This is a genomic window from Niallia sp. FSL R7-0648 (assembly GCF_038007005.1).
In the GTDB taxonomy this organism is placed as follows: Bacteria; Bacillota; Bacilli; order Bacillales; family Cytobacillaceae; genus Niallia; species Niallia circulans.
This window is the reverse complement of sequence record NZ_JBBOWE010000001.1, coordinates 3182962-3201168: the sequence shown is the minus strand read 5'-3', so window position 1 is coordinate 3201168 and position 18207 is coordinate 3182962. Positions and strand designations below refer to the sequence as shown.

At 34.9% G+C, this 18207-nt stretch carries 17 protein-coding genes; 13 read left to right on the top strand and 4 right to left on the bottom strand.

Going from position 1 to position 18207, the window contains the following annotated elements; translation table 11 throughout:
* Positions 1 to 56 precede the first annotated feature (56 nt).
* Entirely contained in the window at positions 57 to 776 is a 720-nt protein-coding gene (locus NSQ89_RS15715) for a pseudouridine synthase (RefSeq protein ID WP_047944510.1), read from the top strand.
* A 148-nt stretch (positions 777 to 924) separates the two neighbouring features.
* On the opposite strand, the gene NSQ89_RS15710 is transcribed toward NSQ89_RS15715, so the two are convergent.
* Entirely contained in the window at positions 925 to 1146 is a 222-nt protein-coding gene (locus NSQ89_RS15710) for a DeoR family transcriptional regulator (RefSeq protein WP_016202849.1), read from the bottom strand.
* A gap of 397 nt (positions 1147 to 1543) precedes the next feature.
* Positions 1544 to 2005: an NUDIX hydrolase gene (locus NSQ89_RS15705; protein ID WP_047944509.1), complete on the bottom strand. Its 462-nt coding sequence runs from the start codon at positions 2003 to 2005 to the stop codon at positions 1544 to 1546.
* Positions 2006 to 2184: 179 nt separating this feature from the next.
* Here NSQ89_RS15705 and pepV point away from each other — a divergent pair, with 179 nt between their 5' ends.
* From pepV to NSQ89_RS15675, 6 genes are all read left to right on the top strand, one after another.
* The gene (gene pepV / locus NSQ89_RS15700; RefSeq protein WP_341132901.1) at positions 2185 to 3603 is read left to right on the top strand and encodes a dipeptidase PepV; all 1419 of its coding nucleotides are present in this window, start codon (positions 2185 to 2187) and stop codon (positions 3601 to 3603) included.
* Between the two features lie 24 nt (positions 3604 to 3627).
* Positions 3628 to 4488 (top strand): D-amino-acid transaminase, encoded by an 861-nt coding sequence (dat, locus tag NSQ89_RS15695; protein ID WP_047944507.1) that lies wholly within the window; start codon positions 3628 to 3630, stop codon positions 4486 to 4488.
* Between the two features lie 334 nt (positions 4489 to 4822).
* Positions 4823 to 5395, top strand: a complete 573-nt coding sequence (gene thpR / locus NSQ89_RS15690) for an RNA 2',3'-cyclic phosphodiesterase (RefSeq protein WP_341132900.1) — start codon at positions 4823 to 4825, stop codon at positions 5393 to 5395.
* Positions 5396 to 5420: 25 nt separating this feature from the next.
* The gene (locus NSQ89_RS15685; RefSeq protein ID WP_061798760.1) at positions 5421 to 6395 is read left to right on the top strand and encodes a nuclease-related domain-containing protein; all 975 of its coding nucleotides are present in this window, start codon (positions 5421 to 5423) and stop codon (positions 6393 to 6395) included.
* A 58-nt stretch (positions 6396 to 6453) separates the two neighbouring features.
* Positions 6454 to 8601 (top strand): type I pullulanase, encoded by a 2148-nt coding sequence (gene pulA / locus NSQ89_RS15680; protein WP_341132899.1) that lies wholly within the window; start codon positions 6454 to 6456, stop codon positions 8599 to 8601.
* Positions 8602 to 9058: 457 nt separating this feature from the next.
* Positions 9059 to 9832: a phosphotransferase family protein gene (locus NSQ89_RS15675; protein WP_047944504.1), complete on the top strand. Its 774-nt coding sequence runs from the start codon at positions 9059 to 9061 to the stop codon at positions 9830 to 9832.
* Positions 9833 to 9848: 16 nt separating this feature from the next.
* Here the strand turns inward: NSQ89_RS15675 and NSQ89_RS15670 are convergent, their stop codons facing one another.
* On the bottom strand, positions 9849 to 10127 hold the full coding sequence (locus tag NSQ89_RS15670; protein ID WP_047944503.1) for a YtzH-like family protein: 279 nt from the start codon (positions 10125 to 10127) through the stop codon (positions 9849 to 9851).
* Between the two features lie 229 nt (positions 10128 to 10356).
* On the opposite strand from NSQ89_RS15670, the gene trmB reads away from it, so the two are divergent.
* Positions 10357 to 10995, top strand: coding sequence for a tRNA (guanosine(46)-N7)-methyltransferase TrmB (gene trmB, locus NSQ89_RS15665; RefSeq protein ID WP_047944502.1), 639 nt, complete (start codon positions 10357 to 10359; stop codon positions 10993 to 10995).
* A 134-nt stretch (positions 10996 to 11129) separates the two neighbouring features.
* On the opposite strand, the gene NSQ89_RS15660 is transcribed toward trmB, so the two are convergent.
* Positions 11130 to 11444, bottom strand: a complete 315-nt coding sequence (locus NSQ89_RS15660) for a PepSY domain-containing protein (RefSeq protein ID WP_047944501.1) — start codon at positions 11442 to 11444, stop codon at positions 11130 to 11132.
* 258 nt (positions 11445 to 11702) lie between these two features.
* Here NSQ89_RS15660 and NSQ89_RS15655 point away from each other — a divergent pair, with 258 nt between their 5' ends.
* The 5 genes from NSQ89_RS15655 to NSQ89_RS15635 all read left to right on the top strand — a co-directional run bounded on the left by NSQ89_RS15655 (position 11703) and on the right by NSQ89_RS15635 (position 18153).
* Complete coding sequence (locus tag NSQ89_RS15655; RefSeq protein ID WP_341132898.1) at positions 11703 to 12776, top strand: M42 family metallopeptidase; 1074 nt, start codon at positions 11703 to 11705, stop codon at positions 12774 to 12776.
* Positions 12777 to 12902: 126 nt separating this feature from the next.
* Positions 12903 to 13415, top strand: coding sequence for a DUF84 family protein (locus NSQ89_RS15650; RefSeq protein ID WP_047944499.1), 513 nt, complete (start codon positions 12903 to 12905; stop codon positions 13413 to 13415).
* A 157-nt stretch (positions 13416 to 13572) separates the two neighbouring features.
* A complete protein-coding gene (locus tag NSQ89_RS15645; RefSeq protein WP_047944498.1) occupies positions 13573 to 13887 on the top strand; it encodes a thioredoxin family protein in 315 nt (104 codons plus the stop codon).
* A gap of 317 nt (positions 13888 to 14204) precedes the next feature.
* Positions 14205 to 15008, top strand: coding sequence for a DUF1444 domain-containing protein (locus NSQ89_RS15640; protein WP_047944527.1), 804 nt, complete (start codon positions 14205 to 14207; stop codon positions 15006 to 15008).
* A gap of 394 nt (positions 15009 to 15402) precedes the next feature.
* Positions 15403 to 18153, top strand: a complete 2751-nt coding sequence (locus NSQ89_RS15635) for a DNA translocase FtsK (RefSeq protein WP_341132897.1) — start codon at positions 15403 to 15405, stop codon at positions 18151 to 18153.
* The last annotated feature ends 54 nt before the right edge of the window (positions 18154 to 18207 follow it).

The window sequence follows — 18207 nt, the reverse complement described above, 5'->3', positions numbered from 1 at the left end:
TAAATAATAGAAAAGAGCCTTTAAAAACAGAAATAATAGATAGAGGTTGAGTTTATATGCGAATAGATAAAATGCTCGCTAATTTAGGGTATGGAAGCAGAAAAGAAGTGAAAATGCTCCTGAAAAATAAGGCAGTAAAAGTAAATGATGTAATTATTAAAGATGCAAAGCATCAAGTAGATCCTGAAAAGGACGAAGTATCGTTAAATAATGAAATAGTCGAATATAAAGAGTTTATTTACTTAATGATGAATAAGCCGCCTGGCATTATTTCTGCAACTGAAGATACAAGAGAAGAAACAGTGGTAGACATTCTGCAAATAGAGGATTCCGTTTATAATCCTTTTCCTGTAGGTAGGTTGGATAAGGATACAGAGGGATTACTTCTGCTCACAAATGATGGGAAATTAGCGCATCGTTTATTATCTCCCAAAAAACATGTTCCGAAAACGTACTTTGCTGTTATCAGAGGGGAAGTAGGCGAAGAGGATGTCGAGGCGTTTAAAAAGGGTGTTGTTTTAGATGATGGATACCTTACGAAGCCTGGTCACCTAGTAATATTAAAAGCTGGCGAAACTTCTGATATTGAACTAACGATTTCGGAAGGGAAATTTCATCAAGTGAAAAGAATGTTTGAAAGTGTTGGGAAAAAAGTTGTTTATTTAAAACGGATTTCCATGGGACCACTAGAACTGGATGAAACACTAGAGCTTGGAGAATATCGGGAGTTGACAGAAGAAGAAATAGAGCTGTTAAGAAACTATGAAGTAAAATAATTACATGGGGTTTTAATAGCTCCTATTAGCGGAATGAAAGTAAAAACCTTACTTGGATTTTAGGAAAATATCAATCCTTTCCCGAAAATCTAGTAAGGTTTTTGCTTTTTATTATACAAATTTTAATCTTAAGTTCGTTCCATTCGTTTTAGGATGTCATTTTTACTTTTTTTCTAGTTGTTGTCCATTTTCCACGACTTGGACTTTGTACCAAGTCATTATAAGCTAACACATTCAAATCTCTTTGAATCGTTCGCGGAGTAATACCAAATTCCTCCACTAGCTCTTGTGTTGTAACAGTTCCACGCTTACTAATAAACATGTAGACGGATTTGATACGGTTTAACATCCGGTTAGTTGAAGGTTTCAATAAACCACTCCCTATCCTTTTTTCAAACCTTTGGCAAATTCCAGCGACCGACAGCTTATTTGAAGAGTAAAATCTTCAAGCGTATGTAATTTTCTTTTCCACAGACAACCCCTTTTCAACTGGTTAAATAAATAGTGAAATAGTTAATAGAATGAAATTCTATATAAATATTGTACCCCTATTTACTAATATATTCTACATTATTTGCGTTAATTTACAAAATATTTGCTTATTTATGTCTTAATTTACCACCCCCTGCAGGGTTTCTTTACATTCATCATATGGAATTTATGTTTATGATATGAATAAAAATGCAAAAAGTAAGTAAATAATTTTATTTCCCGATTTTTATGGTTGATAAACCAAATGGAATAAAAAATAAAACGGATAAGCTTTTTTAAATTTCCTTTATATTCATTTTAAAATCCTCAATCATTCTTCGATGGCTCCCGACCATTTTTTCTGGTAGTTCATCAAAATTGAAATATCGGAGACTGAATGCCTCTTCTTGATCATTTTTGAGCTTTCCTTCATATTCTGAAGTGCAGTAGGCAGTTGTTACAGTGTAAAATGGATCTCCATTTGCTGCCACCGCAAAATAATCTTTTCCAGAATAAACGGATAGTAATTGAAGATTCATTACTTGAAGACCCGTTTCTTCGAAAACTTCTCGTTTTGCTGTTTCTTCTGTACTTTCTCCTAATTCCATTAATCCACCGGGTAAACCCCACACATGTTTAGGATGTTTTCTCTCTTGCAAAAGTACTTTCTGGTCTTTAGTGAACAGGATAACTACGGCTCCAACGAGAATAACAGGCATTTTTCCGACAAGCTTTCTTAAATCTTCTACATATCCCAATTAAATACATTCCTTCCATATGCTAGATTAATTATAGTATAGCTTTGTTTTTAATAAAAGGTATACTATACTTAATAATAATTTAGTGAAATAGGGATTTAAAGCTTTTATTTTTCATATAAAGCGTTTTATGATATGTTTTTCCTATAATATATTTATAAGCTTGCAAGGAGGCAGCTATGAGTTCAATTGATTGGTTAAATGAAGTACATAATCGTAAAGATAGTTTTATTAAGGATTTGCAAGGGCTGTTACAAATAAAGAGTGTGTTAGATGAAGAAAATGCAACAGAGGATGCACCTTTTGGAAAAGGCGTGAAAGAGGCATTAACCTATATGCTATCATTAGGTGAAAAAGATGGTTTTGTTAGTAAGAATGTAAAAAATGTTGCTGGACATTTACTTTATGGTGAGGGGGCAGAAAGCGTTGGGGTTCTTTGCCATGTAGATGTTGTTCCTGAGGGAGATGGATGGACAAGTGACCCTTACAAGGCAGAGATTCGCGATGGTAAAATATTCGCAAGAGGCGCTTTAGATGATAAAGGCCCTACAATGGCTGCTTACTATGCAATGAAAATTGTGAAGGAGCTGCACCTTCCCTTAACGAAAGAGATTCGAATGATTATTGGAACCGATGAAGAAAGTGATTGGAGATGTGTAGATACTTATTTCCAAGAAGAAAGTATGCCTACAATCGGATTTGCCCCTGATGCAGATTTTCCGATTATTTATGCGGAAAAAGGAATTTCTGATTTTGACATCGTACAAAAATACACGGAAGCATCTAGCGATTCTGGTGAAGTTAAAATTCTCCGTTTTTCATCAGGTAGAAGATATAATATGGTCCCAGACTTTGCGCAAGCTGTGTTAGAAGTCAAAGAAGGAGCGCAAACGGAGGTTATTCAACGATATCAAAATTATTTGAAACTTGAAAATATCCCTGGCCGCTATTTAGTTGATAATGGCGATTTAGTTTTAGAGTTAGAAGGAGTTTCAGCACATGGTCTAGAGCCTAATAATGGGATAAATGCTGGATTAAAGCTGGCTAATTTTCTCGTAGAGTTAGAATTGGATGAAAAAGCGGACCATTATTTTCAATTTGTAAAAAACTTCTTTGTGAATGACTCTAGAGGAAAAAAACTTGGTATCGATTATGAGGATGAGATAACAGGAGAGCTGACCCTAAATGCTGGGATTTTGGATTATCAGGCAGATCATGGTGGAAAAATAGGACAGACAGTACGTTATCCTGTCACAAATGATATGGATCAAACAAAAGAAAAATTAATAAAATTACTAGCAGAATATAATTTCAGTCTTGAAAACTTTTCGGATTCTAAACCGCATTATGTAGAAAAAGACTCTGAATTAATTCAGACACTAAGTAAGGTCTATGAAGAGCAAACTGGTGAAAAGGCGAAGCTATTATCAATTGGTGGAGGCACTTATGCCAGATCGCTAGAAAAAGGGGTTGCATTCGGACCACTCTTTCCAGGAAGAGAAGATATTGCACACAAAAAAGATGAATATATGTATATAGAAGATTTGTTGAAGGTAACTGCTATTTATGCACAAGCAATATATGAATTAGCTAAATAAAGTTTTATTAAAGGAGAAGAGAAAATGAGAATGGTGTTAATGAATGGGGAATTTATACCAAGAGAACAAGCGAAAGTAGATATTGAAGATAGAGGTTATCAGTTTGGCGATGGAATATATGAAGTAATCCGTGTGTACAATGGTAAAATGTTCATGGCAAAGGAACATCTTGAACGATTATCTGCAAGCAGTGAGAAAATAGGCATAGCTATTTCTTATTCTATCTCAGAATTAACCACTCTTTTAGAAGAGTTAATTGCCAAAAACTCATTAAGCACCGGTATCATTTATATGCAATTCACAAGAGGCGTGAGCCCGCGAAATCATAGTTACCCAACAGAAGCTGTTACTCCAACGTTTGTAGCTTATACTAAGATGTTAAATAGACCACTTGATAATCTAGAGAATGGGGTGAGTACCATTACAGTAGAAGATATTAGATGGTCAAGATGTGATATAAAAAGTTTAAATTTGCTTGGTAATGTAATGGCGAAACAAAAAGCTACAGAAGCAGATTGTTATGAAAGCATCCAGTATAGAGAATTATCTGTAACAGAAGGAAGCTCTTCAAATATATGGATTGTAAATGGAGAAAAGATTCAAACACATGAAGCGAATCAATTTATATTAAATGGAATTACCAGACAAAAAATTATTCAATTATGTGGCGAAAATGGGATTGAGGTTGAAGAAAAGGCATTTTCTATCGAAGATTTAATCGATGCAGACGAAGTTTTTTTATCCAGCACAACTTCCGAAGTTACACCAATCGTTTCTGTGAATAATGTCCCCGTTAAGGAAGGAAAAGTTGGAGAAATGACAAAAAAACTCCAAAATTTATTTGTTGAAGCAATCATTAGTGAGTGTGGACAAATAAGCAATTAGCATTTGCTAAATAAAAATAAAAATGAGTTGTTTCAGTCTGGCTAATAGCCATGTCTCTGAGACAACTCATTTTTTTTAAGAAAGTAATTCAATGGAAAATAAGGTATAGTAAGATATATATTTCTAAAACATCGTACAGATACGGTTAAAATTAATCCGATAGGTTATATAATAGAATAAAGTTACTAGGAGCAAAGACAAAACAAAGACAGGCTGTTCTCCATAAAGTATATTTCTTATAAAGGATGCCAGGTCATGCATTAAGGGGCCGGAATTTAATGAATTTTATGAGGAAACAACACTCTGGAGAAAAAGGCTAAAAGGAAGATTAGATATGAAAACGACTATTCCGCATTATTTTATTGGTATTAAGCCAGATGTACAAGTTATAAATGAAATAGAAAAGATGCGAAAAGAGTTACAAATAAAATTTCCTTTTAAAAGATGGGTACATCCTTTAGATTATCATATTACACTTGCCTTTTTAGGAAATGCCTCCGATGAACAAAGGGAAAAGTTACAAACTCTTTTAAATCAATTCCCTTTAAGTACCGATTTTCAAATACATATAGATCATTTGGGTGTTTTCGGCCAGCGACAAAGTCCGAGGATATTCTGGGCAGGGATGAAAGAAGAGCAGAAACTGGTTGAGTTAAGAAATCAGGTCTTTGCTGCAAGCAGCAAGGCTGGTTTTCAGTTAGAAACGCGGCCATTTCATCCACATATGACTTTAGCAAGAAAATGGAAGGAAGACTCCATCTTTTCAGAGCAGGAGTTAAACGAGTTTGCATTGCCTAAAAATTTAATTTCTAATATTGATAGTATTCATCTGTTTCAAACACATATGGATAAAATACCTAAATATGAGATAATAAAAAGTTACAGCTTTCATAATCACAAGCAATAGAAACATGTAATATAGGGGGGAAACCTTGGCGCAGTTAATCAAATTACAAGATTACGTTTCGCGATATGAGCAGAACATCGTCTTGTATCCATCACGTTTCGTTCGTTTAAAAAAGCAACAGTGGACAGGGCTAAAGAGAGCTTTTGATACAAAAGACAGAAGTCTCTTTTACATAGAGAACCCAATAGAAGACAACTGGTTAATGGAAAAACCGACTTTGCTGGAAAGAGTAAAGAAAACTATCTTAAATCGCAATAAGTTGGAAGAAACAGAAGTGGCAAAAATAAATGATAGCCAAAAAAAGGAAGAAGATGAAGAAGAACTAGACTTCGATTACGATGCCAAAAAATATAAACATCCACAATCAATCGATGAGTTAAAACAGCAATTTCTAAATCAATTATTTGAATTTCAGCTAAAATGGGCCAGTTCTACGCTCACAGAAATGTCAGAAGTAAAAAAAACACTTTATTATGATGATTTATTAAAATATTTCTTGCAAAGATTCCCAGATACATTTTTGGTTCTCTATCAACCGCTGTTCCAATTGAAGAATGCTCCGGTTGAATTGGACACCATTATAGTTACACCAACAGAAGTTTGGTGTATACATGTTCTAGAAGCGGAGAACTCAGCAGTATTTGTTGGTTCGAATGATAAATTTTGGCTTAAAAAAAAGGGGGATAAGGAGAAAAAGATTCTTAGTCCTGTCATATCTATAAACAGAACAGAGAAAATTGTAAAGGGTATTCTAGAAAAGTATGACATCACTTTACCTGTACAAAAAGTAATTCTTACTCGAAATGGCTATGTTGATTTTCCAGCACCACCATATGATTTGAAAATTATCGAAAAAAGAAACTATGAAGATTGGTTTTATAAAATGAGAAATAACCATTCGCCAATTAAAGCAATTCAATTAAAAGCAGCAGAAAGTCTTTTACATTATGGTTTGACGAATTCAAAAAGAAGGTATGAATGGGATACAGAGGAATCATAAGCAATAATGGGGAAGTTGAGAATAGATGGATGTTCATGAGAAAAGGGAGTTGAGGGATTTGTTATCGATAAGAAGGAGTTTCTTTGCCTATTTAGATGAAATGTCATTAATAACTGTTCTACTTCCCTATTCGTATTTTCATGGGGAATCAACATCATTTATATTAAGAGGGGATAAACAAGCTACTAATCTTGTGATTGAATCCAAAGAAAAAATGCAGCATTTCGTCAAGTACAAATGCCGTGCGCATGATAAGATACAAATCGGACAAAAATATGAAGTTGAAGATGGAAATAAAGGTGTGACAGATTTACAGATAGGTGCGGTTATCAGAACACCTTTATTTGATAAGCAATTTTATTATGATGGACCACTAGGTGTTCATTATGCTTCCGATCAGAGCACTTTCTATCTGTGGGCTCCCACTGCCCAACAAGTGAAATTAGTGCTGCAATCCCCAGATTCATCTAGTAAGGAAAGACGAATCGTAGAGATGGAAAGACAAGAAAAAGGCGTTTGGAAAACAACCTATTTAGCAGATTTGGAAGGTTATTATTACAGCTATCTAGTCCTTATTAACTTGGAATGGAAAGAAGCGATTGATCCATATGCTATCGCTGTTTCTGTAAATGGGGAAACAGGAGTAATCGTTGACTTAAATAAAACCAAAAGGCAGAAACCAGTCTTGCCGCCGTTAGAACAGAGTGTAGATAGTATCATCTACGAAGCGCATATTCGCGATTTAACGATACATCCTGACAGTGGAATTCAGCAAAAGGGCAAATATGTTGGAGTGGCAGAATTAAATACGCGTACGCCCCGAAACAATCTGTCAGGACTAACCTATATTAAAAACTTAGGTGTTACCCATATAGAGTTTCTCCCAGTACATGACTTTGAAGAAATTGATGAGTTAGAGGTACTAAAAAAATATAATTGGGGCTATAACCCTTCCCATTATAATGTTCCAGAGGGCAGTTACTCAACAAACCCTATGGATCCTTATGTAAGAATTAATGAATTGAAAGAAATGATTCATGCTGTACAGGAACAAGGCATTCGTGTCATTTTGGATGTTGTGTATAATCATGTCTATAAAAAGGAAGATTCCTCTTTTGAAAAAATCGTTCCAGGTTATTACTTCCGCTATGATAAGCATGGTATGCCAGCAAATGGAACTGGAGTAGGGAATGACATTGCTTCTGAACGATCGATGGTAAGGAGATTCATTGTGGATTCCGTTCGTTTTTGGATAGAAGAGTATCAAATAGATGGATTACGGTTCGATTTGATGGGGATACTTGATTGCCAAACTATGAATGAAGTCCGGTCAATTTGTGATAATATTGATAAGAGCATCATAATTATTGGAGAAGGCTGGGATCTTGCAACTCCTATCAACCATGATGAGAAAGCCATTATTGCTAATCAACAGTCGCTGCCTGGTATTGGCCAGTTTAATGATCAATTTAGAGATAAAATAAAGGGGAGCACCTTTGATCAATATGATCGAGGGTACGCGCTTGGAAATAATCAATATAAAGGAGAAATTGCTGAATTATTAGCTGGAAGCGTTGGAATCTATAAAGAGGGTGGCATGTTTCTTGAACCAGGGCAATCTGTAAACTATGTGGAATCACATGATAATCATACATTATGGGATAAAATTGATATTTGTTTTCCAGAGGCATCAGATGAAGAGAAAAGGAGAAAACATCGACTGGCAACTTCTCTCGTTCTTCTAAGTCAGGGAATCCCTTTCTTGCATTCAGGACAGGAATTTTTCCGCACAAAATTTGGTGTGGAAAATAGTTATCAATCGCCTGATGAGATTAATCAGTTAGATTGGAATAGAAAAGACCAATTCTTAATGAATGTTGACTATATAAAAGGATTAATTTCCCTAAGAAAAAATAATCGTGCTTTTCGCTTACGATCTGTGCAGGAAATCCAAAAACATGTAACCATAAATCAGCAAGCAAATAACATTATCCAGTATTGTTTAGATGATTTGCAGCAACTTGGAGAATGGAAAACTATCATCGTATTGATAAATGGTAATGATTCTGCCGAGGAAGGCTTTTGTCCGGAAGATGAATGGAAGATACTTGTGGAAGACGGAATCGTATATGAAGACGACTATCCAACAATACATGGAGATAGCCTAATAGTTAACCCAAGCAGTGTAACGATACTTGCCAAATAGTATGCTATTTGGCAAGTGAGATTATCTATTGCTTGAATAGTGGGAATTTAACAAGAGATGTTCTTAATAGGAGAATCCGATATTTTTTTAATAGAAATATTTATTTTAACTGGAGATTCACTTGACTAAAAAATGAAATAAGAGATAATATTTAAATGAGAAACTTTCAATTAAAAATAAGTATTTAAGTAAAATTTAATATAAAATGATTGGAAATATTGGATACATAGTATAATTGTATGGATACTATGTCCTTTTTCTTTTTTATCTCATTAAATTTTAGGCACATATGTGCTAGTTAAAGATTGATAGCTGTACGATGAGTATAATTTACTATAATTGATGAATAGCTAATAACCATTTTTGTTTGTTCTTCCTACAAATTTAGGACAAAAAAGACTCAAACAGGAATTTCTCATCTTTTTTTTGGAGCATAATATATAGTAGGTGAACAATTTTGGAACATTTATTAGGGCAAGATTGGGAAATAACTCCTGCAGGTGGAGAAACAGGCGAAGCCTTTTTTGCACAAAATAATGGACAGAAGCTTTTTTTAAAACGAAATTCGTCTCCATTTTTAGCTGTGCTGTCAGCAGAAGGAATTGTCCCAAAACTTGTTTGGACAAAAAGATTTGAAAACGGAGATGTTTTTACTGCCCAGCAATGGCTGATTGGTAGAGAATTTGGTCATTCGGATATGACGGATGAAAGAGTAACCATGTTACTCAAAAAAATTCATACCTCTAAGCCTTTATTAGAGATGCTCAAAAGACTAGGTAAAACATCTTTTCATCCTGAAATGATTTTGTCAGTCATAAAAGCAGAAATAGACGATGAATTAAAAGATAACGAAGATATCACTCGTTATATCCAATTTTTAGAGGAGAATCTTCCATTTATCAAAACAACAGAGCATGTCGTTTGTCATTGTGATGTAAATCATAACAACTGGCTGCTTTCTGAAGACAACCAGTTGTATTTAATTGACTGGGATGGTGCAATGATTGCAGATCCAGCAATTGATTTAGGCATGTTACTTTATTGGTATATTCCAAAAGAAGATTGGAAAAATTGGTTACATACTTACGGGTATGAACTAACCGATCATTTATCCTTAAGAATGAAATGGTATGTTATTGCTCAAACGATTAATTCCATACGTTGGTATAAGAAAAAAGGCCGATATAGCGAAATGCAAAAATGGATGCAATTTTTACATGACATTGATTAATCGGCCATTTACCTTTTTAAGATAAATTGTTAATTCCATCTACCCATTGCGATAATTGGTCTTGGTGTGAATGAATATGATTGTCTAAATTGGAGGCATTGACACCTTGCTTGCTGTAAAGATGTACTTCCTCTAAAATCGGAAGGATATTTTGATCAATTTGATCATTGGTTCTTAAAGAAGTAATCAATCTCTCGATCTGCTCGCATTCCGCTACAGATCCACAGCAGTCTGTTTGTTGATTACTAAGAATATCGGCTAATAATGCTAATTGATGCTCGTGGTTTATAGGCATACTTAGAACACCCTTTCTATAGGTTCTAGTATGAAAAGAGTAAAATCATTCTTTTCAAATACCAGTTAAGGAATTCACTTATAGGTTGTGAATTCTTTTTTTCTTTATTCAAATGTTCCTAATGTAAATTTATCCTTCAAAAATAATCAATTGCCAAGAAAAGAGTATTGCATCGATGTATAATGCATGATATTGTTTGAAACGATAGTTATTAATAAGGAGTGTCCACATGCGATTAAGACATAAACCATGGGCGAAAGATAAATTAAGCGCATATCCGCAATATGTTATCCAAACCCCGGAAGATTGGAAAGGTAAATGGGATCAGGCATTTAGTCAAAAAGGGCCGATCCATATTGAGATTGGAACTGGAAAAGGTAGATTTATCACAGAAATGGCAAAAGCAAATCCTTCCATTAATTATATCGGCGTAGAACTTCAGGAAAGTGTCATAGTTTCTGCGTTAGATCGATTAATTGAAGCAGAAGTACCAAACTTGAAGTTAATGAATATAAATGCAGAAAAGCTTAAGGATTATTTTGAAAAAGGAGAAATTGCCCGAGTTTATTTGAATTTTTCAGATCCTTGGCCAAAAACAAGACACGAAAAACGGAGACTAACGTATAAAACGTTCTTGGATTCTTATCAATCAGTCCTAATTGATAAAGGAGAAGTGCATTTTAAAACAGATAACCAAGGGCTGTTTGAATACTCTCTTAAGAGTTTTTCTGAATATGGAATGCTTTTAAAATATGTAAGCCTTGATTTGCATAACAGCGATTATGAGGGCAATATCATGACTGAATATGAAGAGAAATTTTCCAATAGAGGCAATAGAATTTATCGTTGTGAAGTGCAATTTAAATAAGGGGAAAAGAGGTTGGAGAGTAAGCTTTCCAGCCGAGATATACCCAACCAATGATGCGGAATTCCAAAAACATTTCGTATCGTTGGTTGGGTTTTATATTTGTTAAAAGCCACTTATTATCGCTAAAATAAAGGTTAAGATAATTGATTAACATCAAGAATTCTGCCTGTCTCACTATCTGAAATGAATTCATATACTTCTTGGGTGTCACCATTCAAGCGCGTGATACCACCTCTATAAACAGTAAGGGAAGATTCGCGCGTATGAAGTATTTCTTTCTCCATATTTATCCAAGATCCATTAATCGGTCCCTTTTCTTTAAAAGCTGTTTTAGCTAAAGATAAGACCTGGTCACCCGAAAGACTACTATTTTTAGCAATGACTTCTTTTACGATATAGCTTGCGGCTAGTCCTGCCACAACACCGCCTATGATATGTTTCCAATTCATAATAGAACTCCTTATTTTTTGTGTCGTATTTTCTTGTATTAGGCTAAGTACTTCAAACTACAAAAAAGTAGATATTGTTATTATAACTAATTTATATCATAGAAGAAATGATTAGCCGACTTCTTCCTGAAAACTGGTTCTATGTTTTAAATTGGATAATTTCTAATTGGGTAGAGGAAAGTAGTGGTATGCAGTTAGATATTTCGGTACAATAAATATATTATTAAAATACATAGTTATTAAAGGGGTTTAACTAGAATGGAACAACAAACATTAGATATGTTCCGAACATTAACGGAACTTCCGGGAGTAGCTGGAAATGAACATCAAGTTCGAAAATTTATGAAAGAACAATTAAGTCTTTATACAAATGAAATCGTGCAAGATAACCTTGGCAGTATCTTTGGGGTAAAAAGAGGAACGGAAAATGGACCAACAGTTATGGTTGCCGGACATATGGATGAGGTTGGTTTTATGGTTACAGCAATCACGGATAACGGAATGATTCGTTTTCAGCCTATCGGTGGCTGGTGGAGTCAAGTCCTTTTAGCACAAAGAGTACAGATTATAACTAATAAAGGACCTGTTATTGGGGTAATCGGTTCGATTCCTCCACATCTATTGGACGAATCCTTAAGAAGTAAACCAATGGATATAAAAAATATGCTGATCGATATCGGAGCGGATGATAAGGAAGATGCATTGAAAATTGGGATTAAGCCTGGTCAAATGATTGTGCCAATTTGTCCATTTACGCCAATGGCTAATGAAAAGAAAATTATGGCAAAAGCATGGGATAATCGTTATGGTTGTGGTTTAGCGATTGAATTGTTAAAGAATCTTCAAGAAGAGGAGATTCCAAATATCTTATATTCTGGGGCTACTGTGCAAGAGGAAGTAGGTCTTAGAGGAGCTAGAACTGCAGCTAATATGATTAAGCCAGATGTATTTTATGCTTTAGACGCAAGTCCTGCAAATGATGCATCAGGTGATAAAAACCAATTTGGTCAGCTTGGAAAAGGAGCATTGTTACGCATTTATGATGCAACGATGGTTATGCATAAAGGGATGAGAGAATTTATTTTAGATACAGCGGAATCTAATAATATTGCCTATCAGTACTTTATTTCACCAGGCGGAACGGATGCGGGACAGGTTCATATTTCAAATAATGGTGTACCTAGTGCTGTTATTGGCATATGCTCACGTTATATTCATACAAGTGCTTCTATTATCCACATCGATGATTATGCGGCTGCAAAAGAACTGTTAACTAAATTAGTAAAAACGACGGATCATACAACCATTGAAACACTACGTGCAAATCAATAAAAAACAAAACTATTTTATAGATAATTCATCTTAAAAAATTTAATTAAAGGTATCTCCAATACGATTGGTATATGTGAGATACCTTTTTTATAAACTGTTTGGTCATTATATTAGGAGTGAAGCAAAGTGAAAGTTTGTATTGGCACCAATAATAAAGCAAAAGTAAAAGCAGTAAAAAACTGTTTAGAAAAAGATATGACTATAGAGTTTGCTACATTTAATGTGAGCTCTGGGGTAAGCGAACAGCCATTTTCAGATGAGGAAACGATCAAAGGAGCCATTAACCGAGCGAAGGCTGCATTGCAGGAAGGAGCCGGCGAGATAGGGATTGGCTTAGAAGGAGGCGTCCACCGAACAAATGGTATTCTCTTTTTAACTAATTGGGGAGCGCTTGTTGGGAGGGATGGAACCACCTATATAGCTAGTGGAGCAAGAATTCCACTACCAAAGGAAATTGAAACAAAACTAGTTGCAGGAAGAGAACTAGGTCCGGTTATGGATGAATATGCCCAAAAGGAAAATGTTCGCTCAACAGAAGGTGCTATAGGAATATTCACAAACGGCAGAATTAATAGGACTGCTATGTTTGAACATGTTGTTGAATTGCTTCTAGGTCAACTGGAATATCAAGGAAAATAAGAGCTAGAGGAACTTTGGAAATTAGCTGAATTTAAATAGAAAAAGCTTTCCTATTAAGTGATAAAAATGTAGCAATAGGAAAGCATATTAGTAGTGAGGAACCTATAATTCTGATACTATTTATGAAAGGGTACATATTATGAAGGGGGCATTTACATTGAAACATTTACAATCAGCAGACGAATTTGCAGAGCTTAAAAATAGTCCAGAGAAACATATATTTCTTTTTTCAGCAGAATGGTGTGGAGACTGTCGATTTATCGAACCATTTATGTCAGAAGTAGAAGCGAAATTTGATCAATATACATTTATACATGTTGATCGCGATAAATTTATTGATACTTGTATAGAACTAGATGTATTTGGTATTCCAAGCTTTATCGCTTTTGAGGGCGGGAAAGAACTTGGCAGATTTGTAAGCAAGGATCGAAAAACACAGGAAGAAATTGAAAAGTTCATTGAATCTTTATAGGGAAAACAATAGGCGATAGAATGATTTATCCTATTCTCAACACAAGTAAGGATAGTCAAGGCTTATTTAGTCAGTAGAGAATTTTTTTCTTTATTTTGCTGTAATATGTAAAAATAAACGTTTATCTTATAGAAGGTTGTCTCCTATATAAAATGTAGCTTGGAAAGGGACGTAGTTCCCTGCTATATTTTAAGTGGAGATAACCTTTTTCCATTGATTACAAGAAAAACTGCCTATTAAAAAGATGAATATCGATTCATTTAGAGTATAATAAATAGGAAGAAATTGAAGAGGACGGAAGTGAAACAAGAATGAAAATGACAAGTAAAAAAATGAAGGATATGCTCATGCAGCGAATAAGTAACGAGGATCGAACTTTTACATTTGATAGTAAAAAAGATCAAGTACGCATAGAAAGTAAAGCAACGGGAAAGGGAGTTACCGTTTCCTTGCCTGAAATAATTGCAAAATGGGAAACAAAAAAAGAAAAAGCAGTCGATGAGATTGTTTATTATATTGAACATGGCTTAGGAGCAATTGAAAAAGATGAAGAAATAGAAGGAAAAGAGAAAAAAATATTTCCTGTGATTCGTTCTACTTCTTTTCCTCAACAATCAAATGAGGAAATTCCCTTTATAACAGAAGAGCATACGGCAGAAACCAGAGTATATTATGCTTTGGATATGGGGAATACCTATCGTCTTATTGATGAGAGATTGATGGAAAAAGAAAATTGGTCTTCCGCTTCGATTAAGGAAATGGCTCTTTTTAATGTAAGATCTTTATCCACAAATGTAAAAGCAGATAGTGTTGCTGGTAATGTTTTTTATTTTATAAACAGCAATGATGGCTATGATGCAAGTCGAATATTAAATGATGCCTTTTTAAAGGATATGTATGATCAGTGTGAAGGCACAATGACGGTAGCTGTTCCTCATCAAGATGTACTTATTATAGGTGATATTCGGAATGAAACAGGATACGATATCCTCGCTCAAATGACGATGAGTTTCTTTGCGAGCGGAAGAGTTCCAATTACAGCACTATCTTTCCTGTATGAGGGTGGCGAATTAGAGCCTATATTTATTTTAGGTAAAAATAAAAAAAGAGGAAAAGAATAGGGACAATGTAATCAAATCGATTTATAATTTACTTTTGAATGACATCTAATTGAAATATTTTTATACTAAAATAACAATTATGTAGATTGAAAAGCTAGAATGTTTCTATAAGTTCCCTGTTTTAACCTGAAAAAAAGAGAGACTTAATGAAAGAGGCAATTAGGATATACAAACTTTCAAAAAGTGTCTCTTTTTTAATTGCTATATATAAATGTATCTAGTTATAGAACCAGAGTTGTTGGAGCGTTGGCAATTTAAAAAAACAAAGAGGGAATTTATCTTTGTTTAACCTTCTGCTAAAGAGGGAAAGGGAGAGTTGTTAAAAAATAGTGCTCGAAATTCTGAACATAACTGTTAAAATAGTAATGAGATTGGAAAGAAAGAGTGATTACGTGTGAATTGGTTCAAAAAAGTATTTAAACAGTTTGCTAGTGAAGAAGAGGAGCTGAACCAAGTTGAAGAATCGGTTGAAGCAGAACAGCAACCGAAAATGGAGTCTACGGCATGGAAGAAAGAGATAGATTCAAAGATTATTTATCAATATCCGAAAGGGAACTTTCGCTTTCCACTAATTCCTGATGAAGAGATAGATGATAAGAAAGAGATGGATAGAAGGAAAAGAAGGGAACCTAGGCAAGCCTTCCTAGAGAATAGACGTGAAAACGATCAACCATTTAAACGTCCATATGCAGAACAGACGAAAAGCGATCAGAAGGAAGAAAAAGTATCGAATACATATAGTACTAATCGTCCTTTCAAACCTACAGAAGTTGTTTCTCCGATATATGGATATAACCGTCCAGAAAGGAAAGCGATAAGGACTACGGAATCACGACCAATAATAGAAAAAAAAGTTGAAATTTCGAAAGAAGCGAGGATTAACCAGAAAGAACAGAACAAAACAAGAGGCAATAAAGAACTACTAACATTCGCTGGAATGAATGATGAGGTGGTTGAATCACAAGAAGTTCGACAGAATGTGGAGATAGCTGAATCACAAAAAGCAGAGAGGAATGTAGAAGCAGCAGAACCGCAAGAAGAGGAAAGAAATGTAGAATCATCTGAACTTCAAGAAGCGGAAAAGAATGTGGAAGTAGCAGAACTTCAAGAAGCGGAACGTAACATAGAGTCAGCAGAAACGCAAGAAGCTGGACAACAACATGGCGAAATTCATGTGGAGACAGTTGAACTGCATAAAGCTGAGACAGCTGTTGCGCAAGAAACGGTAACAGTGGACAGGATAATGGAGCAAGATACATCTTTTTCTATAAAAGCTGAGGAATATTTCGCTGAAGAAATAACTTCTAGAGCTGATAGTGCATTAGAGATAGAGAATGTTGCTTCTCTAAGCGTTTTTGCCAGGGAAGCAGAAAAGGAAGTAAATGAGCAGGTAGAAAGTTTAATAGAAGACCAAGAACTTGATAATAATCAATCATTGTTAAAGTTTGAAGAAGCGGAAGTAGTAGAAGAAGTTTATCAGGAAAATGATGAAGAATTAGTAGTAGAAAAAAAGGAAGAAGCCTCCCAGGCGAAAATAGAGGAGAAGAAGACAATTTCTCGTAAAGGTCCTTTACCTTTTAATGTGTTGATGCTGAATAAAGACAGAAAACGATTGGCAAATCAACAAGTCGAGAAAAAAATATGTGAGGAGCCAAAGCCACAGTCGCAGGCAGAAGTAGTAGTTCCCTCTATGATAGAAAAAGAAGATGAGGAACAAAATGACTTACCTTATTACGTTTTTCCCGAAGAAAATTTATTGAATCCACCCATTTTGCAAATAGAAAAGGATGGTTGGATTGAAGAGCAGACTATGCTCTTAAACGATACATTTACCAATTTCAATGTTCATGCAAAGGTGGTAAATGTTACACAAGGACCTTCTGTAACACGTTATGAGGTACAACCAGAACCAGGAGTTAAGGTTAGCAAAATTACCAATCTTTCTGATGACTTAAAATTAAGTTTGGCTGCAAAAGATATCAGAATTGAGGCGCCAATTCCTGGAAAGCATACAGTAGGAATTGAAGTCCCAAACCAAAAAAGTCGACCTGTACTTATAAGAGAGATTTTGGAAAGTGAAGAATTTAAAAGTTCAGCCTCTCCCTTAACGGTAGCAATGGGATTGGATATTTCAGGAAAACCAATCGTTACAGATTTACGCAAAATGCCACATGGATTAATAGCTGGAGCGACTGGATCTGGAAAAAGTGTGTGTATTAATACAATGCTTGTGAGCTTACTATACAAAGCAAAACCAGAGGAATTGAAGCTCTTATTAGTAGATCCTAAAATGGTTGAATTAGCTCCATATAATTATGTTCCCCATTTAGCAAGTCCTGTTATTACAGATGTAAAGACGGCAACTGCTGCACTAAAATGGGCTGTCGAAGAGATGGAAAGAAGATATGAGCTATTAGCACATGCTGGTGTTAGAGATATTACAAAATATAATCAATTAGCAGAAGAGCATAAAAGGTATAGTGAGAAATTGCCATATTTAGTGATCGTAATTGATGAGTTAGCAGATTTAATGATGATGGCACCTGCGGATGTAGAAGAAGCGATTAGTAGAATAGCTCAAAAGGCAAGGGCGTGCGGGATTCACCTATTAATTGCTACACAAAGACCATCAGTTGATGTTATTACAGGATTAATTAAGGCAAATGTTCCAACACGAATTGCGTTTTCTGTTTCCTCTCAAATTGATTCACGTACCGTCATCGATATTAGTGGTGCCGAGAAGCTTTTGGGTAAAGGGGATATGCTATTTTTAGAAAATGGAACATCAAAGCCCGTTCGATTGCAAGGTACATTTGTATCAGATGAAGAAATTGATCAGGTAGTGGCACATGTTAGGAAAGAAAGAAAACCAGAATATTTATTTGAACAAGAAGACCTGTTAAAAAAAGTTCAAATGTCTGAAGAAGAAGATGAATTATTTTACGAAGCTTGTGAATTTATTATTGAACAGGGTGGAGCGTCTACATCTAGTCTGCAAAGGAAATTCAAAATAGGATATAATCGAGCAGCGAGATTAATTGATATGATGGAAAAGCAGGGATTTATATCAGAAGCTAGAGGAACAAAGCCTAGAGACGTATTAATAACAGAAAGTGAATTGCTGTTATTACAGGAAAACGAATAATCGGAGAAAGGATTACTTCGTAAAATGCTTCCATAGATTGGAATTATATTGTTC